Consider the following 26,494-nt stretch of genomic DNA (forward strand, 5'->3'; position numbering starts at 1 on the left):
GTTGGGACGCTTGCCGTGGTTGGCCGCCTTCTTCTTGCGGGCCTTGGTCTTGCGGGCGCGCTTCGCCATCGCCTACCTCCTCGTGTGATGATCCCAACCTCTCGCGAAGGCGGCGGCCCGGACAAGGCCTTCGCCAGATTCCACTCCCCATGTTTCAACATAGTTGTGTCATAATTTGGTGGAATCTGTTGGAAGGAGGGCACATGCTCGCACCACAGCGGCAACAGGCGATCCTGGAGCGCGTCCGTCGCAGCGGCGGAGTCCGGGTGGCCGACCTCGTCCGCGAGCTCGGCGTCTCCGACATGACCATTCGCCGGGACCTGGAGGCGCTCGCCGAGCGGGGCCTGCTCGAGAAGGTGCACGGCGGGGCCACGATCAACGGCCCCGGCTCGACGGAAGAGCCGGGCTTCGCCGCCAAGTCGATGCGTCAGCAGCCGGAGAAGGACGCGATCGCCCGCAGGGCGGCCACGCTCGTCCGCCCCGGCACCGCCGTCGCCCTGTCGGCCGGCACCACCACCTGGACGCTGGCCCACCACCTGGTCGACGTGCCGGACCTCACCGTCATCACCAACTCCATCCCCGTCGCCGACGTCTTCCACCGCAGCCCGCGCGCCGACCGCACGGTGGTGCTCACCGGCGGCGTCCGCACGCCGTCCGACGCCCTGGTCGGCCCGGTCGCCGTCGCGGCCATCAGGCGGCTCCACGTCGACACGCTGTTCCTGGGCGTGCACGGCATGAGCACCAAGGCCGGTTTCACCACCCCCAACCTGCTGGAGTCGGAGACCGACAGGGAACTGGTCGCCTCGGCACACCGCCTGGTGGTCCCGGCCGACCACACCAAGTGGGGCACGGTCGGCATCAGCACGATCGCGGAGCTGTCGGAGGCCGACGTCGTCATCAGCGACGCGGCCCTGCCGGACGAGGCGCGCGCGGAGCTGGCCGAGCGGGCGGGAGAACTGATCATCGCGGAGGACATCAAGTGAAGCGCACCATCGCGCACATGGCCGACGGCCGAGAGTTGATCTACTTCGACCGGCGCGACGACGCCGACCGGAGCGCGATCGACGAGCGCGAGCTGCCGCCCAGGCCCGCGGCCTCCGAACTGCGCTACGACCCGCTCACCGAGGAGTGGGTGGCGATGGCAGGTCACCGGCAGACCCGCACGTTCCTGCCGCCGGCCGACGAGTGCCCGCTGTGCCCGACCAGGCCCGGCAAGCCGACCGAGATCCCGGCCGCCGACTACGACGTCGCCGTCTTCGAGAACCGCTTCCCCAGCTTCTCCACCAACCTGGGCACCTACGCCGCCCCCGGCGGGCTGAGCGAGGTGCGGCCGGGGGTCGGGCGCTGCGAGGTCGTCTGCTTCACCTCCGACCACGACTCCTCCTTCTCGGCGCTGTCCGACCAGCAGGTGGAGCTGGTGATGGAGGCCTGGGCCGACCGCACGGCCGAGCTGTCGGCGATCCCGGGCGTGGAGCAGGTGTTCTGCTTCGAGAACAGGGGCGCCGAGATCGGCATCACGCTGGCGCACCCGCACGGCCAGATCTACGCCTACCCCTACGTCACCCCGCGCACCCGCCTGCACCTGGCGGCCGCGGCCAAGCGGCCGAACCTGTTCGCCGACGTGCTTGCCGCCGAGCGGGCGGGCGAGCGTGTGGTGGCCGCCAACGATCTGTGGACCGCGTTCGTGCCGGCCGCCGCCCGCTACCCGTTCGAGGTGCACCTCTACCCGCACCGCCAGGTTCCGGACCTGGCGGCGCTCACCCAGGAGGAGCGCGCCGCCTTCGGCCCCGTCTACACCCGCGTGCTGAAGGCGCTCGACGGGCTGTTCGGGGTGACCATGCCGTACGTGGCCGCCTGGCACCAGGCCCCCGTACGGCACGGCCGCGACCTGGCCTACCTGCACATGGAGCTGTTCAGCATCCGCCGGGCGCCGGAGAAGTTGAAGTACCTGGCGGGCTCGGAGTCGGCGATGGGCGCCTTCGTCAACGACGTTCTGCCCGAGGACGCGGCGCGGCTGCTTCGATCACAAGTAGATCACTAATTAATGTCCGCTTGAGGTCGCATTACGGGGGATTTACTACTAATATCCCGATTCGTCGGCTTTCGCAGCCGTCACATGCCTAATCCTGGGCGCGTTGCCCGGAGCCGGGGACCCATCGAGAACCTGGGGTGAATCCACGCGTGTGGTAGGGCTTCTCCCGCCCGAACCCGTCAGCTAACCCGGCCGGCAGACGGAGAGGATCGTTCGTGGCGTCCCCCACGTCCCGTTTCGCATGCGGTGCTGTCGCCGCGCTGTCCCTCGTGATCGGTTCCGCGACCGCGGTCTCGGCTGCCCCCAAGCCGTCCGAACCGCAGTTGCGGACCGAGCTGAAGAAGCTCAACACCCGGGTCGACAAGCTGATCCGGACCTACAACGCCAAGCGCGTCTCGCTGGCCAAGGCCCAGAAGGACGCGAAAGCGGCCGGGAAACAGCTCGCGGCGGCCGAGCAGACGCTGGTCACGGCCGAGAAGGAGGCCTCGAGGATCACCGAGCTGCGCTACCAGGCCAGCACCCCTGACCTGCCGACGCTGCTGTTCACCCCCGACCTCAACACCGCCGCCCTGCTCGAGCAGATGAGCGCCGAACAGGACGCGGTCGTCAAGAACGTCGCCGCGGCGCGCGACACCAAGAAGCAGGCCGCCGACGCGGCCACCGCGCTCGCCGACCGCATCAGGACCGAGACCGAGCAGGTCGCCGGCGACCGGAAGGCCGCCGAGGGCATGATCAAGGACATCGAGAAGAAGCTGCAGGCCCTCGTGCCGACCGGTCCTGGCCGCAAGGCCGACGGCAGCTGGGCGCCCGAGCTTCCCGCCGGGTCGGACAACATCACCCCGCGCACCCGGCTCATGCGCGACACCATCAAGAAGACGTTCGCGCTGCCGTTCGAGGTGGGCTGCTACCGGTCGGGCAGCAGCGGGGAACACCCCCTCGGACGGGCCTGCGACTTCATGATGAGCTCGGGCGGCTCCATGCCCGCGGCCGTCAACCGGACGCTGGGCGACCAGATCGCGGCGTGGGCGGTGAAGAACCAGACCCGCCTGGGCGTCAAGTACGTGATCTGGCGGCAGCGGATCAACAGCGGCAGCGGCTGGCGGCCGATGTCCGACCGCGGCAGCATCACCGAGAACCACTACGACCACGTCCACGTCTCGATGAACTGAAAGCAGGCGATGGCGAGCCGCCTGGACCGATTCGCCTCCGCCGCCTCCGCCGCCCCCGCCGCCCTCGGCGGCGGGGGCGTTCACGGGTCAGGCGAGGTCGAACCGGTCGAGTTCCATGACCTTGGTCCAGGCCGCGACGAAGTCGGTCACGAACTTGTCGCGGGCGTCCTGGCTGGCGTAGACCTCCGCGAGGGCCCGTAGCTGGGAGTTGGAGCCGAAGATGAGGTCGACCGCGGTGGCGGTCCACTTCACCTCATCGGTGACCACGTCGCGGATCTCGTACAGATGCTCCTCGGAGTCCGATGCCTTCCACCGGGTGCCCAGGGAGAGCAGGTTGGTGAAGAAGTCGGTGGTGAGTACGCCGGGCCGGTCGGTGAGGACGCCGTGCCGGGTACCGCCGACGTTGGCTCCGAGGGAACGCAGGCCGCCGATGAGGACGGTCATCTCGGGCGGAGTCAGGTTGAGCATGTAGGCACGATCGACGAGCAGCACCTCCGGTTGCGTCTTCTCGTCGGAACGCAGGTAGTTGCGGAACCCGTCGGCCCGCGGCTCCAGGACCCGGAAGGACTCGACGTCGGTCTGCTCCTGAGTGGCGTCGGTACGGCCCGGGCGGAACGGCACCGTCACCGCCACGCCGGCCTCGCCCGCTGCCCTCTCGACGGCGGCCGAGCCGGCCAGCACGATCAGGTCGGCGAGCGAGATCTTCGCGCCGCCGGCCTCGTTGAACTCGCGCCGGATGCCCTCGAGGGTGTCCAGGACCGTCGTGAGCTGCTCGGGCTGGTTGACCTCCCAGCTGCGCTGCGGCTCGAGACGGAGCCGGGCGCCGTTGGCGCCGCCGCGCTTGTCGGTGGACCGGAAGCTCGCTGCGGCGGCCCAGGCGGTGGAGACCAGTTGAGCGGTCGTGAGGCCGGACTCCAGGATCTTCGCCTTGAGGGAGGCGACGTCGGCGTCGCCCACGAGTTCGTGGTCGACGGCCGGCACCGGGTCCTGCCACAGCTGGGGCTCGGCGACCCACGGTCCGAGGAAGCGGCTGACCGGACCCATGTCGCGGTGCAGCAGCTTGTACCAGGCCTTGGCGAAGGCCGACGCGAGCTCGTCGGGGTTCTCCAGGAAGTGGAGGGAGATCTTCTGGTACGTCGGGTCGACGCGCAGCGACAGGTCGGTCGTGAGCATCGTCGGCTTGTGCTTCCTCGACGGGTCGTGGGCGTCCGGGATGAACGCCTCGGCGTCCTTCGCGACCCACTGCTTCGCGCCGCCGGGGCTCGTGGTGAGCTCCCACTCGTGGCCGAAGAGGATCTCGAAGTAACGGTTGCTCCACTGCGTCGGCCGGTCGGACCACGTCACCTCGAGACCGCTGGTGATCGTGTCACCGCCCTTGCCGGTGCCGTAGCTGCTCAGCCAGCCCAGGCCCTGCGCCTCCAGCGGCGCGCCCTCGGGCTCCGGCCCCACATGGTCGTCCGCGACGCCGGCGCCGTGGGTCTTGCCGAACGTGTGGCCGCCGGCGATGAGAGCGACGGTCTCCTCGTCGTTCATCGCCATCCGTGCGAAGGTCTCGCGGATGAAATGCGCCGCCGCGGCCGGGTCCGCGTTGCCGTGGGGACCCTCCGGGTTGACGTAGATGAGACCCATCTCGGTCGCGCCGAAGATCGGCACCATCTCGGTGTCGGTGGCGTAGCGCTCGTCGCCGAGCCAGGCGTCCTCCGGACCCCAGAAGATCTCCTCCGGCTCCCAGACGTCCTCGCGGCCGAAGCCGAAGCCGAAGGTCTGGAAACCCATGGACTCCAGGGCGACGTTGCCGGCGAGCACGAGCAGGTCGGCCCACGAGATCTTCTGGCCGTACTTCTGTTTGACCGGCCACAGCAGCCGGCGGGCCTTGTCGAGGTTGGCGTTGTCGGGCCAGCTGTTGAGCGGCGCGAAACGCTGGGCGCCATCTCCGGCCCCGCCGCGACCGTCGTGGATGCGGTAGGTGCCCGCGGCGTGCCAGCTCATCCGGATCATGAGACCGCCGTAGTGGCCGAAGTCGGCCGGCCACCAGTCCTGCGAGGTGGTGAGCACCTCGATGATGTCCCGCTTGAGGGCCTCGACGTCGAGCTTGCCGAACTCCTTGGCGTAGCTGAAGCCCTCTGCCAGTGGGCTGCCCTTGGATGAGTGCGCGCGCAACACCGAGAGGTCGAGCTGGTTGGGCCACCAGTCCCGGTTCGTGCGCGGACGACCGCCGGTCCTCGGGGTCGGCGAAGGGATCGCCGGGTTCTCGCTCTCGCTGCCATGCGCGGTCGCGGAGTCTTGGGCGACCGGGTAGCCGGCCGCCGCCTTCTGGTCCACGCCCTGCGCGCTGGAGGGGGCGTTGTTCTGGGTGTCGCTCATCTGCTTCCTCCGAACTGCCGGATCAGTGGGCAATGCGTCTGGTCGCACAGCCGGGACAGGAGTGGACGACCTCCGCCTGGCCGGCCACGAAGCCCTGGTCATCCGAGGCGGTGAGGCAGGGGGCGCGGCCGGAGGCGCAGTCGACGTCCGCGATCGCACCGCAGGAGCGGCACACGACATGGCGATGGTTGTCCCGCACGCGTGACTCGTGGCGGGCGGTCGTACCGGCGGGTTCGATGCGCCGCACCGAACCGGCTGAAACCACTCGCGACTGCGCCTCGAAGTCAGACGCCATATCGTCAACATAGCCGCCCCCTTCGCAGAGCGGACACGCGGCCGTGCCCTGCCGTCCGCCTCGTGGCTTCGGCCACGCCCCCTCTTCACACTCTCGAAGAACGCTCCTTGCCCGGGGTCGGCGGCAGGCGTACGTTTGACTCGATGACCAAAATCATCCGTTCGGTCACGAGAGGCGCTCATGAAGACCGTCAACATGATGGATCCCAACCTGCTGGCCGACCCTTTCGGCGGCTTCGCCGCGCTCAGGGAGGAGGCGCCCGTGCTCCGCGCCTCCTTCCCGTGGCTGGATGACGACACCCCCATCTGGCTGGTCACCCGGTACGACGACGTCAGGACCGTGCTGAGCGACCACCGGTTCGTCAACGACCCGCGCAACGTGCCAGGCGGGACGGTCGACAACGCGCGCACGAAGATCGCGCAGGCGAGGGGCGTCCCGCCCGAGTACGCCGACTTCCTGGCCAACGGCATGCTCGACCTCGACGGCGACGACCACCTCAGGCTGCGCAGGCTGGTCTCGCGCGCCTTCACGGCCAGGCGCGTGATGGAGCTGCGGCCCCGCGTGGAGGAGATCAGCGCGCGGCTGCTCGACGCGCTGCCGTCCGACCGGGTCGTCGACCTGGTCGAGGAGTACGCCTACCCGCTGCCGATCACCGTCATCTGCGAGCTGGTCGGCATCCCCGAGGCCGACCGCCCCCAGTGGAGGGCCTGGGGCGCCCGCATGGTCAGCATGGAACCCGGCGCGCTCGCCGAGCCGCTCGTCGGCATCATCGAATACGTCCAGGGCCTCATCCCCCGCCGGCGCGCCACCCCCGCCGACGACCTGCTCACCGGCCTCATCAGGGCCCACGACGAGGACGGCGACCGCCTGAGCGACGCCGAGCTGGTCACCATGGTGCTCACGCTCGTCCTGGCGGGTCACGAGACCACCGCCCACCTGATCGGCAACGGCACCGCCGCCCTGCTGACCCACCCCGACCAGCTCGCCAGGCTGCGCGCCGAGCCCGAACTGATGCCGCGCGCCGTCCACGAGCTCATGCGCTGGTGCGGACCCGTCCACGGCACCCGCCTGCGCTACCCCGTCGAGGACGTCGCGCTCGACGGCGCCGTGCTCAGGCGGGGCGAGCCGGTGATGGCGGTGCTCGTGAGCGCGAACTTCGATCCCCGCAGGTTCGACGACGCCGACCGGCTCGACATCGCCCGCGAGTCCGACAGCAGGCGCGAGGTTCACGTGGGCTTCGGCCACGGGCTGCACTACTGCCTGGGGGCGGCGCTGGCCCGGCAGGAGGGCGAGGTGGCCTTCGGCGGGCTGCTGTCGCGCTTCCCCGGGCTACGCCTGGCCGTGCCGCCCGAGAAGCTGGAGCGGCAGCTCATGCCCGGCTCCTGGCGCCTGGCGGCCCTTCCCGTGCTCCTGGACGGCTGACCCGGCCGGCCCGCCCCAAGCCCTTCGCGCGCCCCAGGCCGGCCCCGAGCCCTCCCCGCGCCGGCCGCGGGGCCGTCACGCCCCCGGCTCCTCCCGCGCCCCCGGCAGCGCCGTGGCTCCTGGGCGGGTCCATAATCACACGTTATGACCAACCCCCGGATCGATCCCCCGTTCATCGCCGGCGAGCGCGAGATGCTCGACTCCTGGCTCGACTGGCACCGCGAGACGCTGGCGATCAAGTGCGCCGGCCTGACCGACGACCAGCTGCGCGAGCGGTCCGCGGCGCCGTCCACGCTGTCACTGCTGGGCCTGGTACGCCACCTGGCCGACGTGGAGCGCGGCTGGTTCCGTCGGCACCTCATGGGCGAGGACGCCCCGCGCCTGCACTCCACCGACGGCCGCCCTGACGACGTCTTCGACGACATCGCCACGATGACCGGCGAGCAGGCGCTGGCCGCCTGGCGCGCCGAGGTCGCCCATGCCCGCGAGGTGTCGGCCGGACTCCCGCTCGACACGATCGGCAAGGGCCTGCGGCACGGCGAGGAGGTGTCACTCCGGTGGATCATGGTGCACATGATCGAGGAGTACGCCCGCCACAACGGTCACGCCGACCTGCTGCGCGAGCGGATCGACGGGGCGACGGGCGACTGACCTCAGCCGGAGAGCCTGATCGGGTTGACCAGGTCGGCGTAGACGAGCAGCCCCGCCATGACGATCATGACCATGGCGAGCGCGTAGGTCAGCGGCAGCACCTTGGCGATGTCGACGTAGCCGGGCTCCGGCCGCCGCATCACGCGGGCGTAGCCGCGCTTGACTCCCTCCCACAGGCCGCCGGCGATGTGACCGCCGTCGAGCGGCAGCAGCGGGATCAGGTTGAACATGCCGATCGCCAGGTTGAACCCGGCCAGCAGGTTGACCAGCTGGAAGAGCTTGTCCTTGACCGGCAGCTCCGAGGCGGCGATCTCACCGCCGATGCGTCCGGCGCCGACGACGCCGATGGGCCCGTTGGGGTCGCGCTCCTCGCCCGAGAAGGCCGCCTGCCACACGCCGACCATCCGCTGCGGCAGGTTGACCAGCGACTCGGCCACGTGGCCGGTCAGCGTGGCCATGTAGCCGATCACGGTGCCGACGCTCTGCTGCTCGTAGACCTTGGTGGCCATGACGCCGAGGAAACCCTCGCCCTTGGTCTTGGCCGTGGGGTCGTCGACGGCCGCCCTGGTGATGAGCGTGACGTCGAGGGTCATCGGCTTGCCGTCGCGGACGATGCCGATCGTGACCGGACCGGCACCGTGCTTCCTGATCTTCTGGGTGGCCTCTTCCCAGGTGCTGACCTTGACGCCGTTGAAGGCGACGATCCTGTCGCCGGCCTTCATGCCCGCCTTGGCGGCGGGCGTCGGCTGGTCGCCCGCCGCGCAGACCGTGCGGGTCTGGCCGTGCGGGATGACGCAGGCGTTGGTGTCGGGCGAGACCACGGGCGACAGACCGGGCAGGCCGATGCCGACGAGCAGGATCGTGAACAGTACGAAGGCCAGCACGAAGTTCATCAGCGGGCCGCCGAACATGATGATGACCTTCTGCCACCACTTCTTGCGGTAGAAGACGCGGTCGTCGTCGCCGGGGCCCACCTCCTCCTGCGCCACGTCCCGCGCGGTGTCGATGAGGCCCTGGAACGGCCCGGTCGAGGATCTGCGCAGCTTGGTGGGGTCGTCGCCGGGGCGGGGCGGCAGCATGCCGATCATGCGGATGTAGCCGCCGAACGGGATCCACTTGATCCCGTACTCCGTCTCGCCCTTTCTCTTCGACCACAACGTGCCGCCGAAGCCCACCATGTACTGCGTCACCCTGACGCCGAACAGCTTGGCGGGAACGAGGTGGCCGATCTCGTGCAGGGCGATGGAGGCCATCAGCCCCAGCACAAAGATGACGATCCCCGCGATGTAGAGCCAGATCATCTACGCGCGCTCCGTGGCTGAGAAGAAGGTCCGACAAGCCCAGAGTAGTCGAACAATCCAATGCTGAACGGCTTGCGCGTCCTTTGCGAAAGCGTGGCGCCACGTTGACACTACGCAGCCGTCCGATCACTCTAGGGGATGTGTCGCTTCGGATCCTGGTCGCCGAGCACCGTCCGCTGGTTCGCAGGGGCCTGGTCGCCTCGCTCGAGGCGGAGCCCGACCTGCAGGTCGTGGCCCAGGTCGGCAGCAGTACGGAGATCGTCCCCGCGGCGCTGCGGCACCAGCCTCAGGCCGCCGTCGTCGACCTCGGCCTGCCCGGCCTCGACGGGCTCGGCGCCACGGCGCTGCTGCGCGAGCACGCGCCCGGCTGCCGGGTGCTGATCCTGTCCGCCCAGCCCAACCCTGGCCAGGTACGGCGGGCCTTCGAGGCGCGCGCGTCCGGCTTCATGGGCCTCGACGTGGCGCCCGAGGTGCTGGCCGCGGGCCTGCGGGCGATGGCCGAGGGGGCGCAGGGCCGTCGACACCGAGCTGGCACTGGCGGCGCTGGAGTCGGCCGCCAACCCGCTGACCCCGCGCGAGCGCGAGGTGCTGCGCGTCGCGGCGGGCGGGGCGCGCTCCACGGAGATCGCCGACCAGCTGTTCCTGTCGGTGGGCACGGTCCGCAACCACCTGTCGCGCATCATGTGCAAGACGGGCGCCCGCAACAGGCTCGACGCGGTGCGCATCGCCAGCGACTCCGGCTGGCTGTAGCGGGACCGCCCCCACGCTCCGGCCATGCCGTCGGCGGGCCCGCTTCAGCCGGCCCAGCCCTGTGAACCGCCTACCGCCACCGAGCCCTACGCACCGCCACCGAACCCTGCGAACGAGCCCTGCGAACCGCGGCCGAGCCCCGGCGGAACCGCGCCGCTCCTGCCGGGGCTCGGGGCTCAGGGGCGCTCGGTGGCGCCCCTGCCGGCCGTGACCGCCCCTTGAGGGTCTCAGGCCCGCTCCCTTGCCAGACAGTGACTCAGCTCACGATCTGACCGTGTCATTCGTCACGGCCGCCAGATGAGCACCAGCGCGCAGTCGTCGTTGTGGCCGGAGGCCATCGAGCTGACCAGCGCCCTGGCGCCGTCACCGAAACCCGAGGGCAGCAGCCGCTCGGCCTCGCCCAGCAGCCTGTCGAGGCCCGCGTCGATGTCGCGGCCCGGCTGCTCGATGAGGCCGTCGGTGTAGAGCATGAGGGCGTCGCCCTTGCGCAGCACCCCGCTGTCGGGCTCGCAGTGCAGGTCGGGCACGACTCCGAGGACCACGCCCTTGGCCGCGGCGATCTCCCAGGTGCCGGTGCCGGAGTCGAGCTTGACCACGGGAGGGTGACCGGCCGAGGTGATCGTGTACTCGCCGGTGGCCAGGTCGAGGCGCAGGTGGACGGCGGTGACGAAGCCCTCGTCGCCGCGCTGGCGGTGGAGGTAGCCGTTGCAGGCGGGCAGGAAGTCGTCGACCGAGCCGAGCAACCCGCCGAACGTGCCCGACAGCAGCAGCGCTCTGGTGCCGGCGTCGACGCCCTTGCCGGACACGTCGACCAGGGCGATGTCGACCTTGTCGCCGTCGCGCGTGGAGACCAGGAAGTCGCCGCCGAAGGAGGAGCCGCCCGCCTGTTTGAGCACCACCTTGGCGCCCCACTCCTTGGGCAGCGCGGGCAGCTCGCTCTGACTCTTGAGCCGGTCGCGCAGCTCCAGCAGCATGGCGTCGCCGCGCAGCCCCTGCACGCCCAGCTTGCCCCTGGTGCGCGCCATGAGCACGGCCAGGACCGTGGTGAAGCCGATGGTCACCATGAGCCCGAGCCCGATGCTGTTGACGCCCAGGACCGCTCCAATATAGGCGAGCGAGGCCAGGACGGAGACCAGCAGGATCGCCAGGCTGCGCAGCCGTAGCTGCAGGCCGCCGATGAGCGTGATGAGGATGAACAGGGACGGCGAGAACCACTCCATCGAGACACGGGCGGCCAGCCCGCCGACGGTCAGGGTCAGCACCGACAGTGTGATGAGCAGGTTGCGGTCGCGGGCCAGCGGCCCTCTCCGGAGGAATCTGACGAGGGGCACCAGACCGGGCACCTTGACCAGCACCGCACGCAGCCGAGGCGGGATCTGCGGCACCGGACGTGAATTCATGATGCGCCTGACTGTAGCGTTCTCTCCCTCATTTGGGCAGCCCACTTGACCAAGACCTTGATCATTTACCATGGATATTGGGTGGCCGTCCGGCTTTGCCCGCTCCTACCGTGGACGGATGACCTATCCGATCCGCCCCATCTCGGAAGACGAGTGGCCCCAGTTCAGCGGCGTGCTCGCCGAGGCCTTCAACTGGACGCCCCCTCCCGCCCAGGCCGAACGCTGGAAGGCCAACACCGAGTTCGACCGGACACTGGCCGCCTTCGACGGCGACCTCATCGCGGGCGTCACCGGCGTCCACAGTCTCTCGATGGCCGTGCCGGGCGGCACGCTGCCGGTGGCGGGGGTGACCGCGGTCAGCGTCCTGCCCTCCCACCGCCGCCGCGGCATCCTCTCGCAGCTCATGCGCCGGCAGCTCGCCGACATACGTGAGCGGGGCGAGGCCGTGGCCGCGCTCTACGCCTCCGAGGCGGTCATCTACGGCCGGTTCGGCTACGGCAGAGCGTCCGACAACCTGGCGATCGGCATCCCCACGCACCGCTCGGCTTTCGTCGCGACCGCCCCGTCCGATCCCTCGCTCAGGATCCGCGTCGTCACGCCCGCCGACGTCAGGCCGGTCCTGGAGGAGCTGTTCGCCTCCGTCGTGGCGGAACGGCCCGGCCGCTACGCGCGCAACGAGCACTTCTGGAACCACATGCTGGCCGACGAGGAGTTCGACCAGAACGGCGCCGGCAGGCTGCGCGCGATCCTGGTGGAGGACGCCGGCAAGGCACGCGGCTACGCGCTGTTCCGCGTCAAGGGGAGCTGGGCCGACAACGGCGGGCCCGACGGCGAGCTGCAGCTGCGCGAGCTGCACGCCGCCGACCCCGCGGCGCACGCGCTGCTGTGGCGCTCGGTGCTCGACCGCGACCTGGTCACCAAGGTCACGGCCGACGTCCCGGTCGACGACCCCATCACCCAGCTGCTGGCCGACGTCCGGCAGCTCAACGCGCGCTGGGGCGACGAGCTCTGGGTCAGGCTGGTCTCGGTGGACGCCGCGCTGGCCGCCCGCGCGTACGCCGCGCCGGTGGACGTGGTGATCGAGGTGGCCGACGACGTCTGCCCGTGGAACGCCGGCCGCTGGCGCCTCACCGCGGACACCGGCTCGGCCTCCTGCAAGCCCACCGACGAGGCGCCCGACCTGTCGCTGCCGGTGGCCGCGCTGGGCGGGGCCTACCTGGGGGCCGGCTCGCTCGCGGCCCAGCACGCGGCGGGCCTGCTGACCGAGCACTCGGCGGGCGCGGTCCGGGCGCTGGCCACCGCGCTGTCGTGGTCGCCCGCCCCGTGGGCGGGCCTGGTGTTCTGACCCGTCCGGCACGGGTCGATGACCGGCCCGGCCCGGCCCGGCGCGGCGCTGGTCGGTCTGATCCGTCCGGCCCGGCGCGGCGCCGGTCGGTCCGATCCGTGCGGCGCGGGTCGGGTCAGCTTGATGGGGTACGGCAGGCACGGCCGGCCGCCACCGCGGGCACGGGGCGGGCCTCCCTCCAGGGGCACGCTCCTCGAGCGCGCGGGGCCGGCCGCCGCCACGGACGGGCCGGGGGCGGGTTACAGTCGCAGGTATGGCGCTGCAGAGTTTGCAGATCACGGCGATCACCGCGATGCGGGCCAGGGACGTCTCCAGGCCCTCGCAGGAGCAGCAGGAGGCCGCCGACCGGCGACCCTTGCGCGACGAGACCCCCCGGCGCGAACCGCGCCGCAAGCAGTAACCCCGGCGCACGGCCGCCCCTTTCGCCCGCAAGCCCTTGCCGGGAACCTCGCGCGCGGCCTTCTTCTGGCGGATGCCGCGAGACCTCGCGAGCGGGCGCCCTGGCGTGCCTGCGCTCTTCGGGCGCCCCGGCGTGCCTGCGCTCCGGGAGAGAACGTTGCCTGCGCTCTTCGGCAGCGAACCTGGGGCGCGGGATCTGGCGAGCGGATGCCCGACCCGGGCGACGAGGCCACGGCGAGCGGGTGTCCGCTCGCCGTGGAGGCGCGGGCGGTCGGCCCCCGGCGCCTGGCGGGTCGCTACGGCAGCGGCGGCAACTGGCCGATGGTCTCGTAGGAGGCCAGCTGGGCGATGCGGCGGCTGTGGCGCTCGGCGCCGGAGAACGGCGTGTCGAGGAACACCTCGACGAACCCGGTCGCCTCCTCCTCGGAGTGCATGCGGGCGCCGACGCTGATGACGTTGGCGTTGTTGTGCTCGCGGGCGAGCCGCGCCGTCTCCTCGCTCCAGGCCAGCGCGGCACGGATGCCGCGCACCTTGTTGGCCGCGATCTGCTCACCGTTGCCGGAGCCGCCGATCACGATGCCCAGGCTGCCGGGGTCGCCCGCGACCCCCTCGGCGGCGCGCAGCACGAACGCGGGGTAGTCGTCCTCGGCGTCGTAGACGAAAGGACCGCAGTCGGTCACCTCGTGCCCTTGGTCCTTCAACCAGGTCACCAGGTGGTTCTTCAGCTCATAGCCGGCATGGTCGGCACCGATGTAGACACGCACGGGACCAGTTTGGCAGGTTCGCAAGGCGCGCTCCACGCCGGTCCCACGCTAGAGTAAGAGGCTCTTGCCCCACCCAGTCCTTACAGGAGTGCAGCGCCCATGCGTGAGATCCGGTACATCGGCGATCCCGTCCTGCGCACCTCGGCCGAACCCGTCGTCGACTTCGACAGGGAGCTGAGGAAGCTGATCGACGAGATGTTCGAGGCGATGTACGCGGCCGACGGCGTGGGCCTGGCCGGACCCCAGATCGGCGTGTCGCGCCGGCTGTTCGTCTACGACTGCAGCGGGCGCAAGGGCCACCTGATCAACCCCACGCTGACGATCGACGACGCCGAGCCGGTGCTCGACGAGGAGGGCTGCCTGTCGGTTCCCGGGCGCGACACCGGCAGGCCGCTGTACGCGGCCACTCCGCGGGCGGCGGGCGTGAGCATCGAGGGCGTCGACAGGCTCGGCCGCACGGTGCGGCTCAAGGCGCGCGGCCTGCTGGCACGCTGCTTCCAGCACGAGACCGACCACCTGGACGGCACGCTCTACGTCGACCGGCTGCCGAAGAGCGAGGCCCGCAAGATCCTCCAGCGCACACCCTGACGCCTGACCGATCGCCTAGGTTGGCCGCATGGGAGTACTCAGCGGCAAGGGGGCGGTCGTCACCGGAGGGTCCAGGGGCATCGGCAGGGCGATCGTCGAGCGTCTGGCCAGGGACGGCGCTCAGGTGGTCTTCAGCTACCGCAGCCAGGCGGAGGCGGCCGAGCGGGTCGCCGCCGCCACGGGGGCGCATGCCGTACAGGCGGACCTGGCGGGTAAGGAGGATCTGGAGCGGCTGTTCGCCGCGGCCGAGGCGGTCCTGCCGGGGCTGGACATCCTGGTCAACAACGCCGCGACAGGCGGTCCCCGGTCCATCGCCGACACCACCGACGACGACTACGAGCACGTCATGGCGGTCAACGCCAGGGCGGTGTTCATCGCGATGCGCTGGGCGGCCAGGACGATGCGCGACGGCGGCAGGATCATCAACATCTCCACCCTCAACACGGCGCTGGCGGTGCCCGGCGTCGCCGTGTACGCCGCGAGCAAGGCGGCGGTCGAGCGGTTCGCCATGGTGGCCGCCCGCGAGCTCGGCGGGCGCGGGATCACCGTCAACAGCGTCTCTCCCGGCGCGGTCGACACCGAGCTGCTGCGTTCCACCAACCCGCCGGAGGCGCTGGAGCGCATGCCCGAGCTCACCGCGCTCGGGCGGATCGGCCGGCCGGCCGACATCGCCGATGTGGTGGCCTTCCTCGCCGGGCCGGACGGCAGGTGGCTGACCGGCCAGAACCTGCGCGCGACGGGCGGCCTGCTGCTGTGACGCGGCTCAGAGCTGGAGCGACTTGATCTCGAAGTACTCCTCGAGCCCGTGCTCGCCCAGCTCCCTGCCGATGCCGGAGTGCTTGTAGCCGCCGAAGGGCGCCTGCGGGTTGAACTGGCCGCCGTTGATCGACACCTGGCCGGTGCGCAGCCGCCTGGCCACCGCGACGGCCCGTTCCTGCGTGCCCGCCCACACGGCGCCGGCCAGGCCGTAGCGGGTGCCGTCGGCGATCTGCACGGCCTGCTCCTCGGTGGTGTAGGGGATGATCGACAGGACCGGACCGAAGATCTCCTCCTGCTCGATCGTCATCCCCGGCTCCACGCCGGCGAAGATGGTCGGCTCGACGTAGTAGCCGCGCTCCAGGGGGCGCTCGGTGCCGCCGATGATGAGGCGGGCGCCCTCCTCCTGCCCCGTGTTGATGTAGCGGACCACGCGGTCGCGCTGGGCGGCCGAGACCAGCGGGCCGATCCTGGTGGCCCCGTCGAAGGGGTCGCCGACGGTGTACTTGCGGGCGGCCTCGACGGCCAGGCCCACCGCCTGGTCGTACTGGTCGCGGTGGACGATCATCCGCGACCACGCCGAGCACGTCTGCCCGGCGTTGACGAAGGCGTTGGCGACGCCCGCCTTGACGGCGACGGCCAGGTCGGCGTCGGGCAGGATCAGGTTGGCCGACTTGCCGCCGAGCTCCAGCGCGACCCGCTTGACGCTCTCGGCCGCCAGCGCGGCCACGCGGCGGCCCGCCTTCGTGGACCCGGTGAAGGAGACCATGTCGACCTCGGGATGGGTGACCAGCGCCTCGCCGACCACCGGGCCTCTGCCGCTGAGCAGGTTGAACACGCCGCGCGGCAGGCCTACCTCGTCGAAGATCTCGGCCAGCGCGTAGGCGGCCAGCGGGGCCACCTCGCTCGGCTTGAGCACGACCGTGCAGCCGGCCGCCAGCGCGGGCGCGACCTTGCAGATGATCTGGTGGAGCGGGTAGTTCCACGGCGTGATCGCGGCCACCACGCCGGCGGGCTCCTTGACCACGAGCGAGTTGCCGATCCTGCTCTCGCGGGGGTGGCTCTCGGCCAGCTGCGCGTAGGAGGCCAGCACGCCCGCGGGCATCAGCGTCTGCACCTTCAGCGCGAAGCCGTACGGCGCGCCCATGTCGGTGGCGATCGTCCTTGCGACGCTCTCGGCGCGCTCCTGCAGCAGCCCGGCGGCCGCGGCCAGCAGCTTGCCGCGCTCGGCGGGCGCGGTGGCCGACCAGTCGGGGAAGGCGGCGCGGGCGAACAGGACCGCGGCCTCTGCGTCATCCGGTGCGCCGGCCGGAACGGTATCGATCGTCTCCTCTGTCGCGGGGTTGACGACGTCGATTCCTTCTCCCGAGACCGAGGCCGTCCATGCCCCGTTGATATAGAGATGACGCATGTCCCCCATCCTTGCGTGCCGAAGGTCACAAAGCGAGAACCTTGACTCCCCTGAGAGTACGGCTTACCGCGCAGAGTTAGGGGGACATGTCGGAGATCTCGTGACTAGTCGAAGACGGGCCGCTTGGTGCGGGTCCGCTTGAGCTCGAAGAAGTCCTCGAAGCCGGCGACGGCGCGGACGCCGTCCCAGAGCCTGCCCGCGTCCTCGCCCCGCACGATCTTCGTCAGGACGGGCCCGAAGAAGGCCACGCCCTCGACCTGGATGACGGGGGTGCCGACCTCCTGGCCCACCAGGTCCATGCCGCGGAAGTGCGACTCCCTGATGGCCTCGTCGTAGTCACCGGAGTCCATCGCGTCGGCCACCTCCCTGTCGAGGCCCGCGGCCTCCAGGGCGTCGACGAGCGTGTCCCTGATGGTGGGACCCTCCTTGGGCCGGCCCTCGTTGTGGAAGCGGGTGCCGAGCTCGGTGTACAGCGGACCCACCACGTGCTGGCCGTACTTCTCCGCGGCGGCCGCCACGACCCGGACGGGGCCGATCGCCGCGGCGATCATCTGGCGGTACTCGTCGGGGATGTCCTTGTCCTCGTTGAGGACGTTCAGGCTCATGATGTGCCAGCGGGGTTCGATCGGCCGGACCTTCTCGACTTCCAGCAACCAGCGGGAAGTGATCCAAGCGAAGGGACAGAACGGGTCGAACCAGAGATCTACGGGGGTTCGTTCAGCCATGGTGGGGGTTCCCTCAGTCGTGATGACCTTGCCGTCGGCCATAACCTGAGTGAGAGTCAGGACTATTCCTGACGTGACAGGATTCAGACATAACCCCAAAGATGTGGTGAAGAGGAGCGGATCTTGGCAGGCAACCTGACCCGTGACGAAGCTCGCGAGCGGGCCCGGCTGTTGAAGGTCGAGTCGTACGACGTCAAACTCGACCTGACGGAGGGTGAGGAGCGGTTCGAGAGCGTCACGACCGTTCGCTTCTCCGCCGCGGAACCAGGCGCGACGACGTTCATCGACCTGCACGGCGCCCACCTGCGCTCAGTCGAACTCAACGGCGTGGCGCTCGACGTGTCCGCCTACGACGTCGACAAGGGACGCTTCCCGCTGTCCGGCTTGGCCGCCGACAACGAGCTGACGATCGACGCCGACTGCGCCTACATGCGTACGGGCGAGGGTCTGCACCGGTTCGTCGACCCCGTGGACCAGAAGGTCTACCTGCACACGCAGTTCGAGACGGCCGACGCGCACCGCATGTACGCCTGCTTCGACCAGCCCGACCTGAAGGCGGCCTTCGAGCTGACCGTGCTGGCCCCGGCCGACTGGGAGGTCGTCTCCAACAGCGCCGCCGACTCCGTCGAGGAGCTGGAGGAGCACAAGGGCCGCCACGGCACGATGCGGGCGGCCAGGCGCCATCACTTCGCGCCCACCGCGCGCATCTCCACCTACATCACCGCGCTGGTGGCCGGCGGCTACCACAAGGTGACCTCCGAGCACGACGGCATCCCGCTGGGCATCTACTGCCGCGCCTCGCTGGCCGAGCACCTCGACCCGGACAACATCTTCGAGGTCACCCGTCAGGGCTTCGACTTCTTCCACAAGGTCTTCGGCGTCCGCTACCCGTTCGGCAAGTACGACCAGCTGTTCGTCCCGGAGTTCAACGCGGGCGCGATGGAGAACGCCGGCTGCGTGACCTTCCTGGAGGACTACGTCTTCCGCTCCCGCGTCACCGACGCCATCATCGAGCGCCGCGCGGAGACGATCCTGCACGAGATGGCGCACATGTGGTTCGGCGACCTGGTCACCATGCGCTGGTGGGACGACCTGTGGCTGAACGAGTCGTTCGCCACCTACGCCTCCGTGCTGTGCCAGTCGGAGGCCACCCGCTGGGGCAACGGCGCGTGGACCACGTTCGCGAACGTGGAGAAGGCCTGGGCCTACCGCCAGGACCAGCTGCCCTCCACCCACCCGATCGCCGCCGACATCCCCGACATGCAGGCGGTCGAGGTCAACTTCGACGGCATCACCTACGCCAAGGGCGCCTCGGTGCTCAAGCAGCTGGTGGCCTACGTCGGCCTCGACAACTTCCTGGCCGGCGTCCGCGACTACTTCTCCGAGCACGCCTGGGGCAACACCGAGCTCAAGGACCTGCTCACCGCGCTGGAGCGGACCAGCGGCCGCGACCTGTCGTCGTGGTCGAAGGAGTGGCTGGAGACCTCCTGGGTCAACACGCTGCGTCCCTCGTTCGAGGTGGACGCCGAGGGCCGCTTCACCCGCTTCGAGGTGCTGCAGGAGGCGCCGGCCGAGTACCCGACGCTGCGGTCGCACCGCGTCGCGATCGGCCTGTACTCCCTGGTCGACGGCGAGCTGACCAGGACCAGGCGGGTCGAGCTCGACGTGGTCGGCGCGCGCACGGCCGTCGCCGAGCTGGTCGGCGAGGTCCAGCCCGACCTGGTGCTCGTCAACGACGACGACCTCACCTACGCCAAGGTGCGGCTCGACGAGCGCTCCCTGGCCACGCTGGTCGACGGCGGCATCACGCGCTTCACCGAGTCGCTGCCGCGCGCGCTGTGCTGGTCGGCGGCCTGGGACATGACGCGTGACGCCGAGATGGCCACCCGCGACTACGTCAAGCTGGTCATCTCCGGCATCTCGACCGTCAAGGACATCACGGTCGTGCAGACCGTGCTGCGCCAGGCCCGCCAGGCCGTGCAGCAGTACGCCGACCCGGCCTGGCAGGCCGAGGGCCTGGCCCAGCTCGCCGCGGCGCTGAAGTCGTGGATCGCCGCGGCCGAGGCCGGTTCCGACCACCAGCTCGCCTACGTCAACGCCTTCTGCGCGGTGGCCACCTCGAGCGAGGACCTGGCCTTCGTCAAGGGCATCCTGGACGGCACGTCGGTGCCCGAGGGCCTGGCCGTCGACGCCGACCTGCGCTGGACGCTGACGCACGCGCTGGTCAGCGGCGGCGTGCTCGGCGCGGCCGACATCGAGGCGGAGCTGCAGCGCGACGCCACCGCCTCGGGCGAGCGCTCGGCCGCCCTGTGCAAGGCGGCCATCCCGACCGCCGAGGCCAAGGCGGAGGCGTGGGCGGCGATCACCGGCGGCAAGCTGGCCAACGCGATCTTCAGGACGACGATCGCCGGGTTCCAGGACCCGCACCACGTGGAGCTGCTCGCGCCGTACAAGGAGAAGTACTTCGCCGAGGTCGGGCGGATCTACGACGAGTGGACGTTCGACATGGCGCAGAGCTTCTCCGTGGGGTGTTTCCCCTCGCTGCTGATCGAGCAGGGGACGGTCCAGGCGGCCGACGACTACCTCGCCTCGTCCGGCGCTCCCCAGGCGCTGCGCAGGATGGTCATGGAGGGGGCTGACGGCGTGAGCCGCGCCCTGCGGGCCCGCGCCAAGGACGCCTCCGCGCGCGGCTGACCGGCCGCGCGGCCGCCCCTGCGGGGTGGTTGACGTGAGGCACCCGCCGATGTGACGGGCGCCCCTCGGCTCTCGAGGGGCGCCCGGTCGCGTTCACGGGCGGGGTCAGCGGTAGGAGCCGTCCTGGATGTCGGCGACCGCGCCGGGGCGCTCGGGCGTCCAGCCCAGCGTGTCGCGGGCGGCCTGACCGGCGACGGACTGGTCGAGCGCCAGGGCGTCGGCGAACAGCCGGCCGAGCTCCGCACCGGCCTGCTCCAGCGGCCAGCTCTCGGGCGCGGCGGTGAGCCCGACCGCGCGTCCCGCGGCGGCGGCCAGATCCGTGACGGGCACCGCGGTCTCGGTCACGCCGTGCCAGAGCGTCCCGGGGTCCGCCTTCTCGACCACCAGCGCGAACAGGTCGGCGAGGTCGTCGACGTGCACCATCGGCCAGCGCACCGACTCGTCGCCGACGAACCTGGGCGCGCCGTGCTTGGCGGCGAGGCTCACCAGCAGGGCGGGGATGCCGCCGCCGCGGCCGTGCACGATGCCGGGACGGATCACGGTGGCGCGTACGCCGTCGGCCGCGGCCGCGAGCACCTGGCGCTCGATGTCCGGGCGGTAGCCCACGATCGGCAGCGGGTTGACCGGCGTCCGCTCGTCGGCGGTCCCGGCCCCGGTCGCGCCGAGCACCCACACGCCGCTGGTGTAGACGAAGGCCCGCCCGGTACCGCGCAGCGGCTCGGTCAGGGCGGTGATCGCGGCGGCGTCGGCGGCGGCGTCACCGGTGGGTCCGGCCAGGTTGATCACGGCGTCGATGTCGGGCGTCACGGCCGCGGTGAGCGAGGCGGGATCCGTCATGTCGCCGACGCGGCGCTCGTTCCCCCGCCCGGACCCCGCGGAGGTGGGGCGGGTGAGCTCGACGATCTCGTGGCCCCGCTCCGCCAGCCGCTCGGAGATGGCCGTGCCCAGGTAGCCGCTCGCACCGATGATCAGAACACGCATGTCAGACCTCCATCAAAAATTTCGATGTCGAAAACTTAAGGCTCGACCCTCGATACTGTCAAACGCTTCGATGTGGAAATGTTAGGCTGCGGAAACCCCGACAAGGATGTGAGCCATGAGCGAGAGCGCCCCAGAGGACGAGGTGGACGTGATCATCCAGGAGTGGCGGCAGGCCAGACCCGACCTCGACGTCTCCCCCATAGGCGTCGTGGGGCGGCTGTCACGAGCCTCGCGGCTGCTCGAACGCGGCGTCAAGGACCTCTTCGAGGAGCACGGCCTGCAGCCCTGGGAGTTCGACGTGCTGGCCACGCTGCTGCGCTCCGGCCCGCCGTACCTGCTCTGCGCGGGCGACCTGAGCGCGGCGGCGATGGTGAGCTCCGCGGCCCTCACCAACCGGGTCGACCACCTCGTGGCCAAGGGCCTGGTCCACCGCGAGGTCGACCCCGCGCACCGGCGCCGCGTGCTGATCTCGCTGACCGACCAGGGTTTCGCCGTGGTCAACAAGGTCGTCGAGCACCACATCGCCAACGAGAACCGCCTGCTGTCCGGCCTGACCGCGGCCGACCGCGACCACCTGACCGTGCTGCTGCGCCGCCTGCTCGTCTCCCTCGGCGACACGGGCCGCGCCACCGGCTGACCACTCACGTCGCCCCCACCGGCGGCTCCTTCTGGCCGCCGCCTCTCCGCAGCGGCGACCTCCCTCTTGGAGGGCGCCGCTCTGGTTCGACGGCATCTGGTGGGGTATGCGGCGTCCGTTCCCAGTGCGACGCCCTACCCCCTCGCTCGTTTCCCGGATGCCGCGGGACCTGCGGTGTTAGCCTCGACTGGTGCTCGAACCCGGGACCAGACTCAGCGGCCGCTACCGTCTGCTGTCCAGGCTGGGTGGTGGCGGCATGGGCGAGGTCTGGCGTGCCGACGACGACGTGCTCGGCCGTACCGTCGCGGTGAAGGTCCTCCTGCCGGCGCTCATGGAGGACCCGCGCTTCGCCCAGCGCTTCCAGAACGAGGCCAGGGCGATGGCCACGCTCACCCACCCCGGCGTGGTCGACGTCTACGACTACGGCACCTGCGAGCTCGGCGACGGGCGCCGGGTGAGCTTCCTGGTGATGGAGTACGTCGACGGCGAGTCGCTCGACCGGCTGCTGCGCCGCTCGGCGCTCACGGCCGACGAGACCATGCGGCTGGTCGCCGAGGTGGCCGACGCCCTGGCCGCGGCCCACGAGCGCGGCATCGTGCACCGCGACGTCAAGCCCGCCAACCTGATGATCAAGGCGGACGGCAGCGTCACCCTCACCGACTTCGGCATCGCCCACTCCGCCTCCGGCGGCCAGCTGACCGCGACCGGCACCGTGATGTGCTCGGCCGGCTACTGCGCACCCGAGCAGGCCTCGGCGGGCGACATCACCCCCGCCGTCGACGTCTACGCCCTCGGCGTGGTGGCCTACCAGTGCCTGACCGGCAAGCTGCCCTTCGACGGCGAGACCCCCGTCCAGATCATCTTCAAGCACCTCAGGGCCGCCGTGCCGCCGCTTCCCGACGACGTGCCTCCCGGGTCGCGCGCGCTGGTCATGTGGGCGCTGGAGAAGGATCCGGCCATGCGCTGGGCCTGCGCCACCGACATGGCCGCCGCCGCCAGGCACGCCGCCGCCCACCCGATGGACGACCTCAGCCCGGTCAGCGGCCGGGGCCAGGACGCCGAGCCCGCGGCGCCACCCGCGGGCGCGGCGGCACCGGGAGCCGTCGGCCCCGGTGCCGAGCCCGGCGCCGACCTCCGCACGCTCCCCGCCGACCGGCCGCGCCGCGGTCGCCGGCGGGCGCTGGTGATAACGGGCGCCACCCTGGCCGCCCTCGCCGCGGCGGTGGCGGCCGTCGGGTGGACATGGTTCCGGCAGCCGGTCCCCGCGGGCGGGGTGCGGCAGGAACTGCCCGTGGCCGAGCCGGTCGGGGGACGCACGATCCAGGCCCGGGTGCCGATCAAGCAGGAGCCCGGCCGGGTGCCTCCGGTCGGCGGCAAGGTCAGGCCCACGCCTAGCCCCGACCAGGCGGCCACCGCGCCACCGCCCTCGTCCGTGCCGAGCGTCCCCGTCACACCGCCGGTCACGCCGCCCGCCGAGCCGACCCGCGAGCCGACCGCCGCGCCGACGCAGGAGCCGACGAAGCCCGCCGAGCCGCAGGAGCCCACCACCGAGCCGACCGTCGACCCGCCCACACCGGACCCGCAGACCGGGCCGGGCGGCGACATCCAGTGCATCAAGGCGCCCTGTCCCTGACGGCGTCGCCGCACACCGGCGGCCGGGCCCGGTTTGATGACGGCCACGGCGGTGGTGTTGGGTGGATGGCGTGGGTCCCCGACCCTCCGGATCCTGTCATCCGCCGACCCCATGAGAGAGTGATCACGTGGAAACGACTCGTGATCTGCTCGTCGCGCTGGCCAATCGTTACGCGTTCGCCGACCTCGGCGCGTTGGCCCCGACCGAGGAGATCGCCGAGGTCTGCGAGTTCGGCCAGCGCCTGCTCTCGCTGGACGCCGAGGACTTCGCGGTGGGCGCGCCCGCCGTACCGAGCGATCTGCGCCGCAGGGCGCGCGACTGCCACATGCCGCAGACCCCGCGCGAGCAGCCGAGGGGCGCGCTCGACTCGCTGCGCCCCGCGTACGGCCTGCTGCTGGAGGTCATCGCCATCAGGTGGTTCCGCCGCGAGCTGAGCCCGATGATCGCCGCCGTGCACATCACCAGCGAGTACCTGCCGCTGCTGGCCTTCGAGTCGCAGCTGGGTCACGCGGGAGACCCCGCGCGCTGGCCGGAGGGGCTGACCGTGCCCGGCAGCAGGTTCGGGGTGATCGGCGACAGGGAGTGCGACCACACCAAGTCGGAGCAGTCGGCCACCAACCGCACGCTGCGGGTGGCGGGCGAGCCGCCGGAGGGCTGGCGCGCCTACTTCGACCGGCAGCACAGCCAGGTGGCCGGCGCGCTGGCCGTGTGCGTGGCCACCTGCCGCAACCCGTGCTCGGCGATGGACTGGATCGATCCGAAGGCGAAGGAGGACCTGCACGTGCGGGCCCGCACCGCGCTGGCGTTCGCCGAGACCCCGCTGGTACGGCTGCGCCACGCCGCTCCCGTCGGTCACGGCTTCGGCGTCCCCTCCCCGGAGGAGGTGCTCGACGCGTGGGAGCGCAGCCGCCTGGCCCTGGACAAGAACGAGGTGGGCGCCCGCGCGCTGGTCGACGACGGCTTCCCGATCCCCGGGCTGCCGTCGCTCGTCTCCGCCATCGCGGGAACACCGCTGGAGCCGTCCACGCTCCTGCGCGACGTGAGCGCGCACGTGGCCGGCCTGCTCAGGGCCTGCGACGATCTGGCATGATCCACGATCATGTGGAACTTCTCGTCTGACGCCGCCGAGTACGCCGCGCACGCCGAGGCCTTCCTGAAGGCGGACCCGGCGGCCAACACCGTTCCGCTCACCGTCCTGGCGGGGACACGCATGGGCATGTGGGGCGATCGGCACCTGTTCGGCTGGTGGAGCGAGGACGGCGAGGTCAGCGGGGCGATGTTCCGTACCGCTCCGCACCCCCTCTACCTGGCGCGCATGCCGCTGGCCGCGGTGCCGCCGCTGGCCCGGGAGCTGCGCGCACGCGGCGTCGAGACGCCGGAGGTGTCCGGGCCCGCCGACCTGGTCGACGCCTTCCTCGACGCCTCCGGAGCCACCGAGCGCGCCCCCCGCCGCAACGAGCGGCTCTACCGGCTCGGCACGCTGGCCGTCCCGGAGGTGACCGGTCACGGGCGCCGCGCCACCCTGGGTGACTTCCCCCTGGTGGTGAACTGGTACGAGGCCTTCGCCGTCGAGGCGGGCCTGCGCGTCGGCGACGACCTGGCCGAGCGCACCCACCGTCGCATCGAGCAGGGCGACATGCTGCTCTGGATCGACGGCGAGATGCCCGTCTCGTTCGCGGGCATCTCGCCGGAGGCGGCGGGAATGTGCAGGATCGGGCCCGTCTACACGCCGCCGTCGAGCCGCCGCCGCGGGTACGGCTCCGCCGTCACCGCCTACGCCAGCCAGGTGGCGCTCGCCGAGCGGTGCACGATGACCGTGCTGTTCACCGACCTGAGCAACCCCACCAGCAACGCCATCTACCAGAGCATCGGCTACGAGCCGGTGTCCGACTACGCCTTCGTCGTGCTCGACCCCGTACGCTAGAGCCATGCCGCGTTACGACTTCCGCTGCCGCGCCTGCGGTTCCACGTTCGAGCTCACCCGCCCCATGTCGGCCTCCGGCGACCCCGCGGCCTGCCCCGAGGGCCACACCGACACGGTCAAGCTGCTGTCCACGGTCGCCGTGACCGGCGGCGCCACCGCACCCTCGGGTGGCGGCGGTGGGTGCTGCGGCGGCGGCTGCTGCTCCTGACCGCTCTCGGCCGCCCGCCGGGGCGCGCTATGCGGGCGACTCGACACCCGTGAACGCGCGGACGGCCAGCATGGCCACCCGCTCGACGGTCTCGACCCCCGTGTCCATGGCGGGGCTGCGCTCCGACAGCACCGCGACGAGCAGGTCGTGGCCGGGCAGCGCGAGCCGGCCGACGCTGTTGACGGTCCACCCGCCGTCGTGCAGGCCGACGGGCAGCCAGCCGTTCTTCAGCGCCACCCGGCCCCGCCCCGCCGCCGCGCCGACACCCCACGCCTGCGCGGGAACGACCGACGACATCAGCTCGAGGGCGTAGCGGCGGTGACCGGTCGCCAGCGGTCCTGCCGGGCCGGTCAGCCGGTCGAGCACCTTCACCTGGTCGGACGGCCTGCTCAGGGTCATGCCCCAGCTGTAGCCGGGCATCGTGTGGGAGATGCCGAGCCCGTACAGGACTCTGGCCAGGCCGCGCGGCCCGCCGATGGCGGTGTACAGGCGTTCGGCGCTGGCGTTGTCGCTCTGCCTGATCATCCGGTCGGCCTGCCGCCGTTCCCTGGCCGTCAGCTCGCGCGCCTGGCTCTGGGCACGCAGCAGGAGAGCGAGCAGGATGTCCACCTTCACGACGCTGGCCAGAGGGAACGGTTCGTCCTCGTGGAAGGCGTACCGGATGCCGGTGGTCCGGTCATGGACGGCCACCGCGCACCGGCCGGGGCGGCCGGCGAGGTAGGCGGTGAGCGAGCGGTCCAGCCTGCGCCGCACCTGCTCGGGCAGCGCCGACCCGGCCGCGTCGCGCTCGGCCGCGTCGCGCTCGGCGGCGGAGGGCGCGGTCTCCGCCGCCCGATGCGCAGGAGCCGACCGCGCGGCGTCGGCGTGCGCGCACCCGCCGGCGAGGATCGCCGGCACGGCGACGAGCACGATGCCCCGTAAACGCATGCAGGGAGCCTGCCAGCCGTCCGGCAAGGCCAGTGGCTGCCGAAGGTCAAGGGCCGCCCAAGGTCCCGGACGGCGACGGCGTGGGACCTGAGCGGGTCCCGCCCTCAGGCCGGGGGTG

Annotated in this window: 24 protein-coding genes, 2 pseudogenes and 1 riboswitch; of the genes and pseudogenes, 17 read left to right on the forward strand and 9 right to left on the reverse strand. The window is 71.4% G+C overall.

The annotated features are described in order from the left end of the window. Nucleotides 1–203 precede the first annotated feature (203 nt). The 3 genes from ABZX22_RS29610 (at nucleotide 204) to ABZX22_RS29620 (ending at nucleotide 3,201) form a co-directional block, all read left to right on the forward strand. On the forward strand, nucleotides 204–983 hold the full coding sequence (locus ABZX22_RS29610; protein WP_354914866.1) for a DeoR/GlpR family DNA-binding transcription regulator: 780 nt from the start codon (nucleotides 204–206) through the stop codon (nucleotides 981–983). Next, nucleotides 980–2,041, forward strand: coding sequence for a galactose-1-phosphate uridylyltransferase (gene galT / locus ABZX22_RS29615; RefSeq protein WP_354914867.1), 1,062 nt, complete (start codon nucleotides 980–982; stop codon nucleotides 2,039–2,041). Before ABZX22_RS29610 ends, galT begins: the two co-directional genes overlap by 4 nt. Before the next feature lie 66 nt (nucleotides 2,042–2,107). Then, nucleotides 2,108–2,244: riboswitch (cyclic di-AMP (ydaO/yuaA leader) on the forward strand. Nucleotides 2,245–2,247: 3 nt separating this feature from the next. After that, nucleotides 2,248–3,201: a hypothetical protein gene (locus tag ABZX22_RS29620; protein WP_354914868.1), complete on the forward strand. Its 954-nt coding sequence runs from the start codon at nucleotides 2,248–2,250 to the stop codon at nucleotides 3,199–3,201. Between the two features lie 87 nt (nucleotides 3,202–3,288). On the opposite strand, the gene katG is transcribed toward ABZX22_RS29620, so the two are convergent. Both katG and ABZX22_RS29630 read right to left on the reverse strand, forming a co-directional pair. Next, entirely contained in the window at nucleotides 3,289–5,565 is a 2,277-nt protein-coding gene (katG, locus tag ABZX22_RS29625; protein ID WP_354914870.1) for a catalase/peroxidase HPI, read from the reverse strand. A 22-nt stretch (nucleotides 5,566–5,587) separates the two neighbouring features. After that, nucleotides 5,588–5,821, reverse strand: a pseudogene (locus tag ABZX22_RS29630) (transcriptional repressor); the annotation flags it as partial. Between the two features lie 219 nt (nucleotides 5,822–6,040). Between ABZX22_RS29630 and ABZX22_RS29635 the strand changes: the two are divergent. Next, the gene (locus tag ABZX22_RS29635; RefSeq protein ID WP_354914872.1) at nucleotides 6,041–7,282 is read left to right on the forward strand and encodes a cytochrome P450; all 1,242 of its coding nucleotides are present in this window, start codon (nucleotides 6,041–6,043) and stop codon (nucleotides 7,280–7,282) included. 144 nt (nucleotides 7,283–7,426) lie between these two features. Then, nucleotides 7,427–7,933 (forward strand): DinB family protein, encoded by a 507-nt coding sequence (locus tag ABZX22_RS29640; protein ID WP_354914874.1) that lies wholly within the window; start codon nucleotides 7,427–7,429, stop codon nucleotides 7,931–7,933. Nucleotides 7,934–7,935: 2 nt separating this feature from the next. On the opposite strand, the gene ABZX22_RS29645 is transcribed toward ABZX22_RS29640, so the two are convergent. Then, complete coding sequence (locus ABZX22_RS29645; RefSeq protein ID WP_354914876.1) at nucleotides 7,936–9,234, reverse strand: site-2 protease family protein; 1,299 nt, start codon at nucleotides 9,232–9,234, stop codon at nucleotides 7,936–7,938. 140 nt (nucleotides 9,235–9,374) lie between these two features. Between ABZX22_RS29645 and ABZX22_RS29650 the strand changes: the two are divergent. Beyond that, nucleotides 9,375–9,650: pseudogene (locus ABZX22_RS29650) on the forward strand (response regulator); the annotation flags it as partial. 169 nt (nucleotides 9,651–9,819) lie between these two features. Further along, nucleotides 9,820–9,984: a helix-turn-helix transcriptional regulator gene (locus tag ABZX22_RS29655; protein ID WP_354914877.1), complete on the forward strand. Its 165-nt coding sequence runs from the start codon at nucleotides 9,820–9,822 to the stop codon at nucleotides 9,982–9,984. Nucleotides 9,985–10,268: 284 nt separating this feature from the next. On the opposite strand, the gene ABZX22_RS29660 is transcribed toward ABZX22_RS29655, so the two are convergent. Then, the gene (locus ABZX22_RS29660) at nucleotides 10,269–11,384 is read right to left on the reverse strand and encodes a PP2C family protein-serine/threonine phosphatase (RefSeq protein WP_354914878.1); all 1,116 of its coding nucleotides are present in this window, start codon (nucleotides 11,382–11,384) and stop codon (nucleotides 10,269–10,271) included. A 118-nt stretch (nucleotides 11,385–11,502) separates the two neighbouring features. Between ABZX22_RS29660 and ABZX22_RS29665 the strand changes: the two genes are divergently transcribed. Both ABZX22_RS29665 and ABZX22_RS29670 read left to right on the forward strand, forming a co-directional pair. Then, the gene (locus ABZX22_RS29665; protein WP_354914880.1) at nucleotides 11,503–12,729 is read left to right on the forward strand and encodes a GNAT family N-acetyltransferase; all 1,227 of its coding nucleotides are present in this window, start codon (nucleotides 11,503–11,505) and stop codon (nucleotides 12,727–12,729) included. A gap of 253 nt (nucleotides 12,730–12,982) precedes the next feature. Beyond that, nucleotides 12,983–13,129 carry a hypothetical protein gene (locus tag ABZX22_RS29670; RefSeq protein ID WP_354914882.1) on the forward strand — a complete coding sequence of 49 codons (147 nt, stop codon included), beginning with the start codon at nucleotides 12,983–12,985 and terminating at the stop codon, nucleotides 13,127–13,129. A gap of 295 nt (nucleotides 13,130–13,424) precedes the next feature. Here the strand turns inward: ABZX22_RS29670 and ABZX22_RS29675 are convergent, their stop codons facing one another. Continuing rightward, nucleotides 13,425–13,892: a ribose-5-phosphate isomerase gene (locus tag ABZX22_RS29675; protein WP_354914884.1), complete on the reverse strand. Its 468-nt coding sequence runs from the start codon at nucleotides 13,890–13,892 to the stop codon at nucleotides 13,425–13,427. Between the two features lie 99 nt (nucleotides 13,893–13,991). Between ABZX22_RS29675 and def the strand changes: the two genes are divergently transcribed. Together def and ABZX22_RS29685 are read left to right on the forward strand one after the other, a co-directional pair. Continuing rightward, on the forward strand, nucleotides 13,992–14,480 hold the full coding sequence (gene def / locus ABZX22_RS29680; protein WP_354914886.1) for a peptide deformylase: 489 nt from the start codon (nucleotides 13,992–13,994) through the stop codon (nucleotides 14,478–14,480). 28 nt (nucleotides 14,481–14,508) lie between these two features. Continuing rightward, nucleotides 14,509–15,237 (forward strand): SDR family oxidoreductase, encoded by a 729-nt coding sequence (locus ABZX22_RS29685; protein WP_354914888.1) that lies wholly within the window; start codon nucleotides 14,509–14,511, stop codon nucleotides 15,235–15,237. Between the two features lie 6 nt (nucleotides 15,238–15,243). Here the strand turns inward: ABZX22_RS29685 and ABZX22_RS29690 are convergent, their stop codons facing one another. Beyond that, nucleotides 15,244–16,647, reverse strand: a complete 1,404-nt coding sequence (locus ABZX22_RS29690) for an aldehyde dehydrogenase family protein (protein ID WP_354914890.1) — start codon at nucleotides 16,645–16,647, stop codon at nucleotides 15,244–15,246. A gap of 104 nt (nucleotides 16,648–16,751) precedes the next feature. Further along, a complete protein-coding gene (locus tag ABZX22_RS29695) occupies nucleotides 16,752–17,372 on the reverse strand; it encodes a disulfide bond formation protein DsbA (RefSeq protein WP_354914891.1) in 621 nt (206 codons plus the stop codon). A gap of 123 nt (nucleotides 17,373–17,495) precedes the next feature. Here ABZX22_RS29695 and pepN point away from each other — a divergent pair, with 123 nt between their 5' ends. Then, nucleotides 17,496–20,066: an aminopeptidase N gene (gene pepN / locus ABZX22_RS29700; RefSeq protein WP_354914893.1), complete on the forward strand. Its 2,571-nt coding sequence runs from the start codon at nucleotides 17,496–17,498 to the stop codon at nucleotides 20,064–20,066. Between the two features lie 105 nt (nucleotides 20,067–20,171). On the opposite strand, the gene ABZX22_RS29705 is transcribed toward pepN, so the two are convergent. Further along, nucleotides 20,172–21,047 carry an NAD-dependent epimerase/dehydratase family protein gene (locus ABZX22_RS29705; RefSeq protein ID WP_354914895.1) on the reverse strand — a complete coding sequence of 292 codons (876 nt, stop codon included), beginning with the start codon at nucleotides 21,045–21,047 and terminating at the stop codon, nucleotides 20,172–20,174. Between the two features lie 115 nt (nucleotides 21,048–21,162). On the opposite strand from ABZX22_RS29705, the gene ABZX22_RS29710 reads away from it, so the two are divergent. From ABZX22_RS29710 to ABZX22_RS29730, 5 genes are all read left to right on the forward strand, one after another. Continuing rightward, entirely contained in the window at nucleotides 21,163–21,684 is a 522-nt protein-coding gene (locus ABZX22_RS29710; RefSeq protein WP_354914897.1) for a MarR family transcriptional regulator, read from the forward strand. 190 nt (nucleotides 21,685–21,874) lie between these two features. Continuing rightward, nucleotides 21,875–23,317, forward strand: coding sequence for a serine/threonine-protein kinase (locus ABZX22_RS29715; protein WP_354914899.1), 1,443 nt, complete (start codon nucleotides 21,875–21,877; stop codon nucleotides 23,315–23,317). A gap of 127 nt (nucleotides 23,318–23,444) precedes the next feature. Then, nucleotides 23,445–24,407: a hypothetical protein gene (locus tag ABZX22_RS29720; RefSeq protein ID WP_354914901.1), complete on the forward strand. Its 963-nt coding sequence runs from the start codon at nucleotides 23,445–23,447 to the stop codon at nucleotides 24,405–24,407. Nucleotides 24,408–24,416: 9 nt separating this feature from the next. Beyond that, the gene (locus ABZX22_RS29725; RefSeq protein WP_354914903.1) at nucleotides 24,417–25,241 is read left to right on the forward strand and encodes a GNAT family N-acetyltransferase; all 825 of its coding nucleotides are present in this window, start codon (nucleotides 24,417–24,419) and stop codon (nucleotides 25,239–25,241) included. Between the two features lie 4 nt (nucleotides 25,242–25,245). Then, nucleotides 25,246–25,449, forward strand: coding sequence for a zinc ribbon domain-containing protein (locus ABZX22_RS29730; protein ID WP_354914905.1), 204 nt, complete (start codon nucleotides 25,246–25,248; stop codon nucleotides 25,447–25,449). 27 nt (nucleotides 25,450–25,476) lie between these two features. Here the strand turns inward: ABZX22_RS29730 and ABZX22_RS29735 are convergent, their stop codons facing one another. Continuing rightward, nucleotides 25,477–26,376: a serine hydrolase gene (locus ABZX22_RS29735; protein WP_354914907.1), complete on the reverse strand. Its 900-nt coding sequence runs from the start codon at nucleotides 26,374–26,376 to the stop codon at nucleotides 25,477–25,479. Between the last annotated feature and the right edge of the window lie 118 nt (nucleotides 26,377–26,494).

The sequence above is a fragment of the Nonomuraea sp. NPDC003804 genome (assembly GCF_040610675.1).
Lineage (GTDB): Bacteria > Actinomycetota > Actinomycetes > Streptosporangiales > Streptosporangiaceae > Nonomuraea.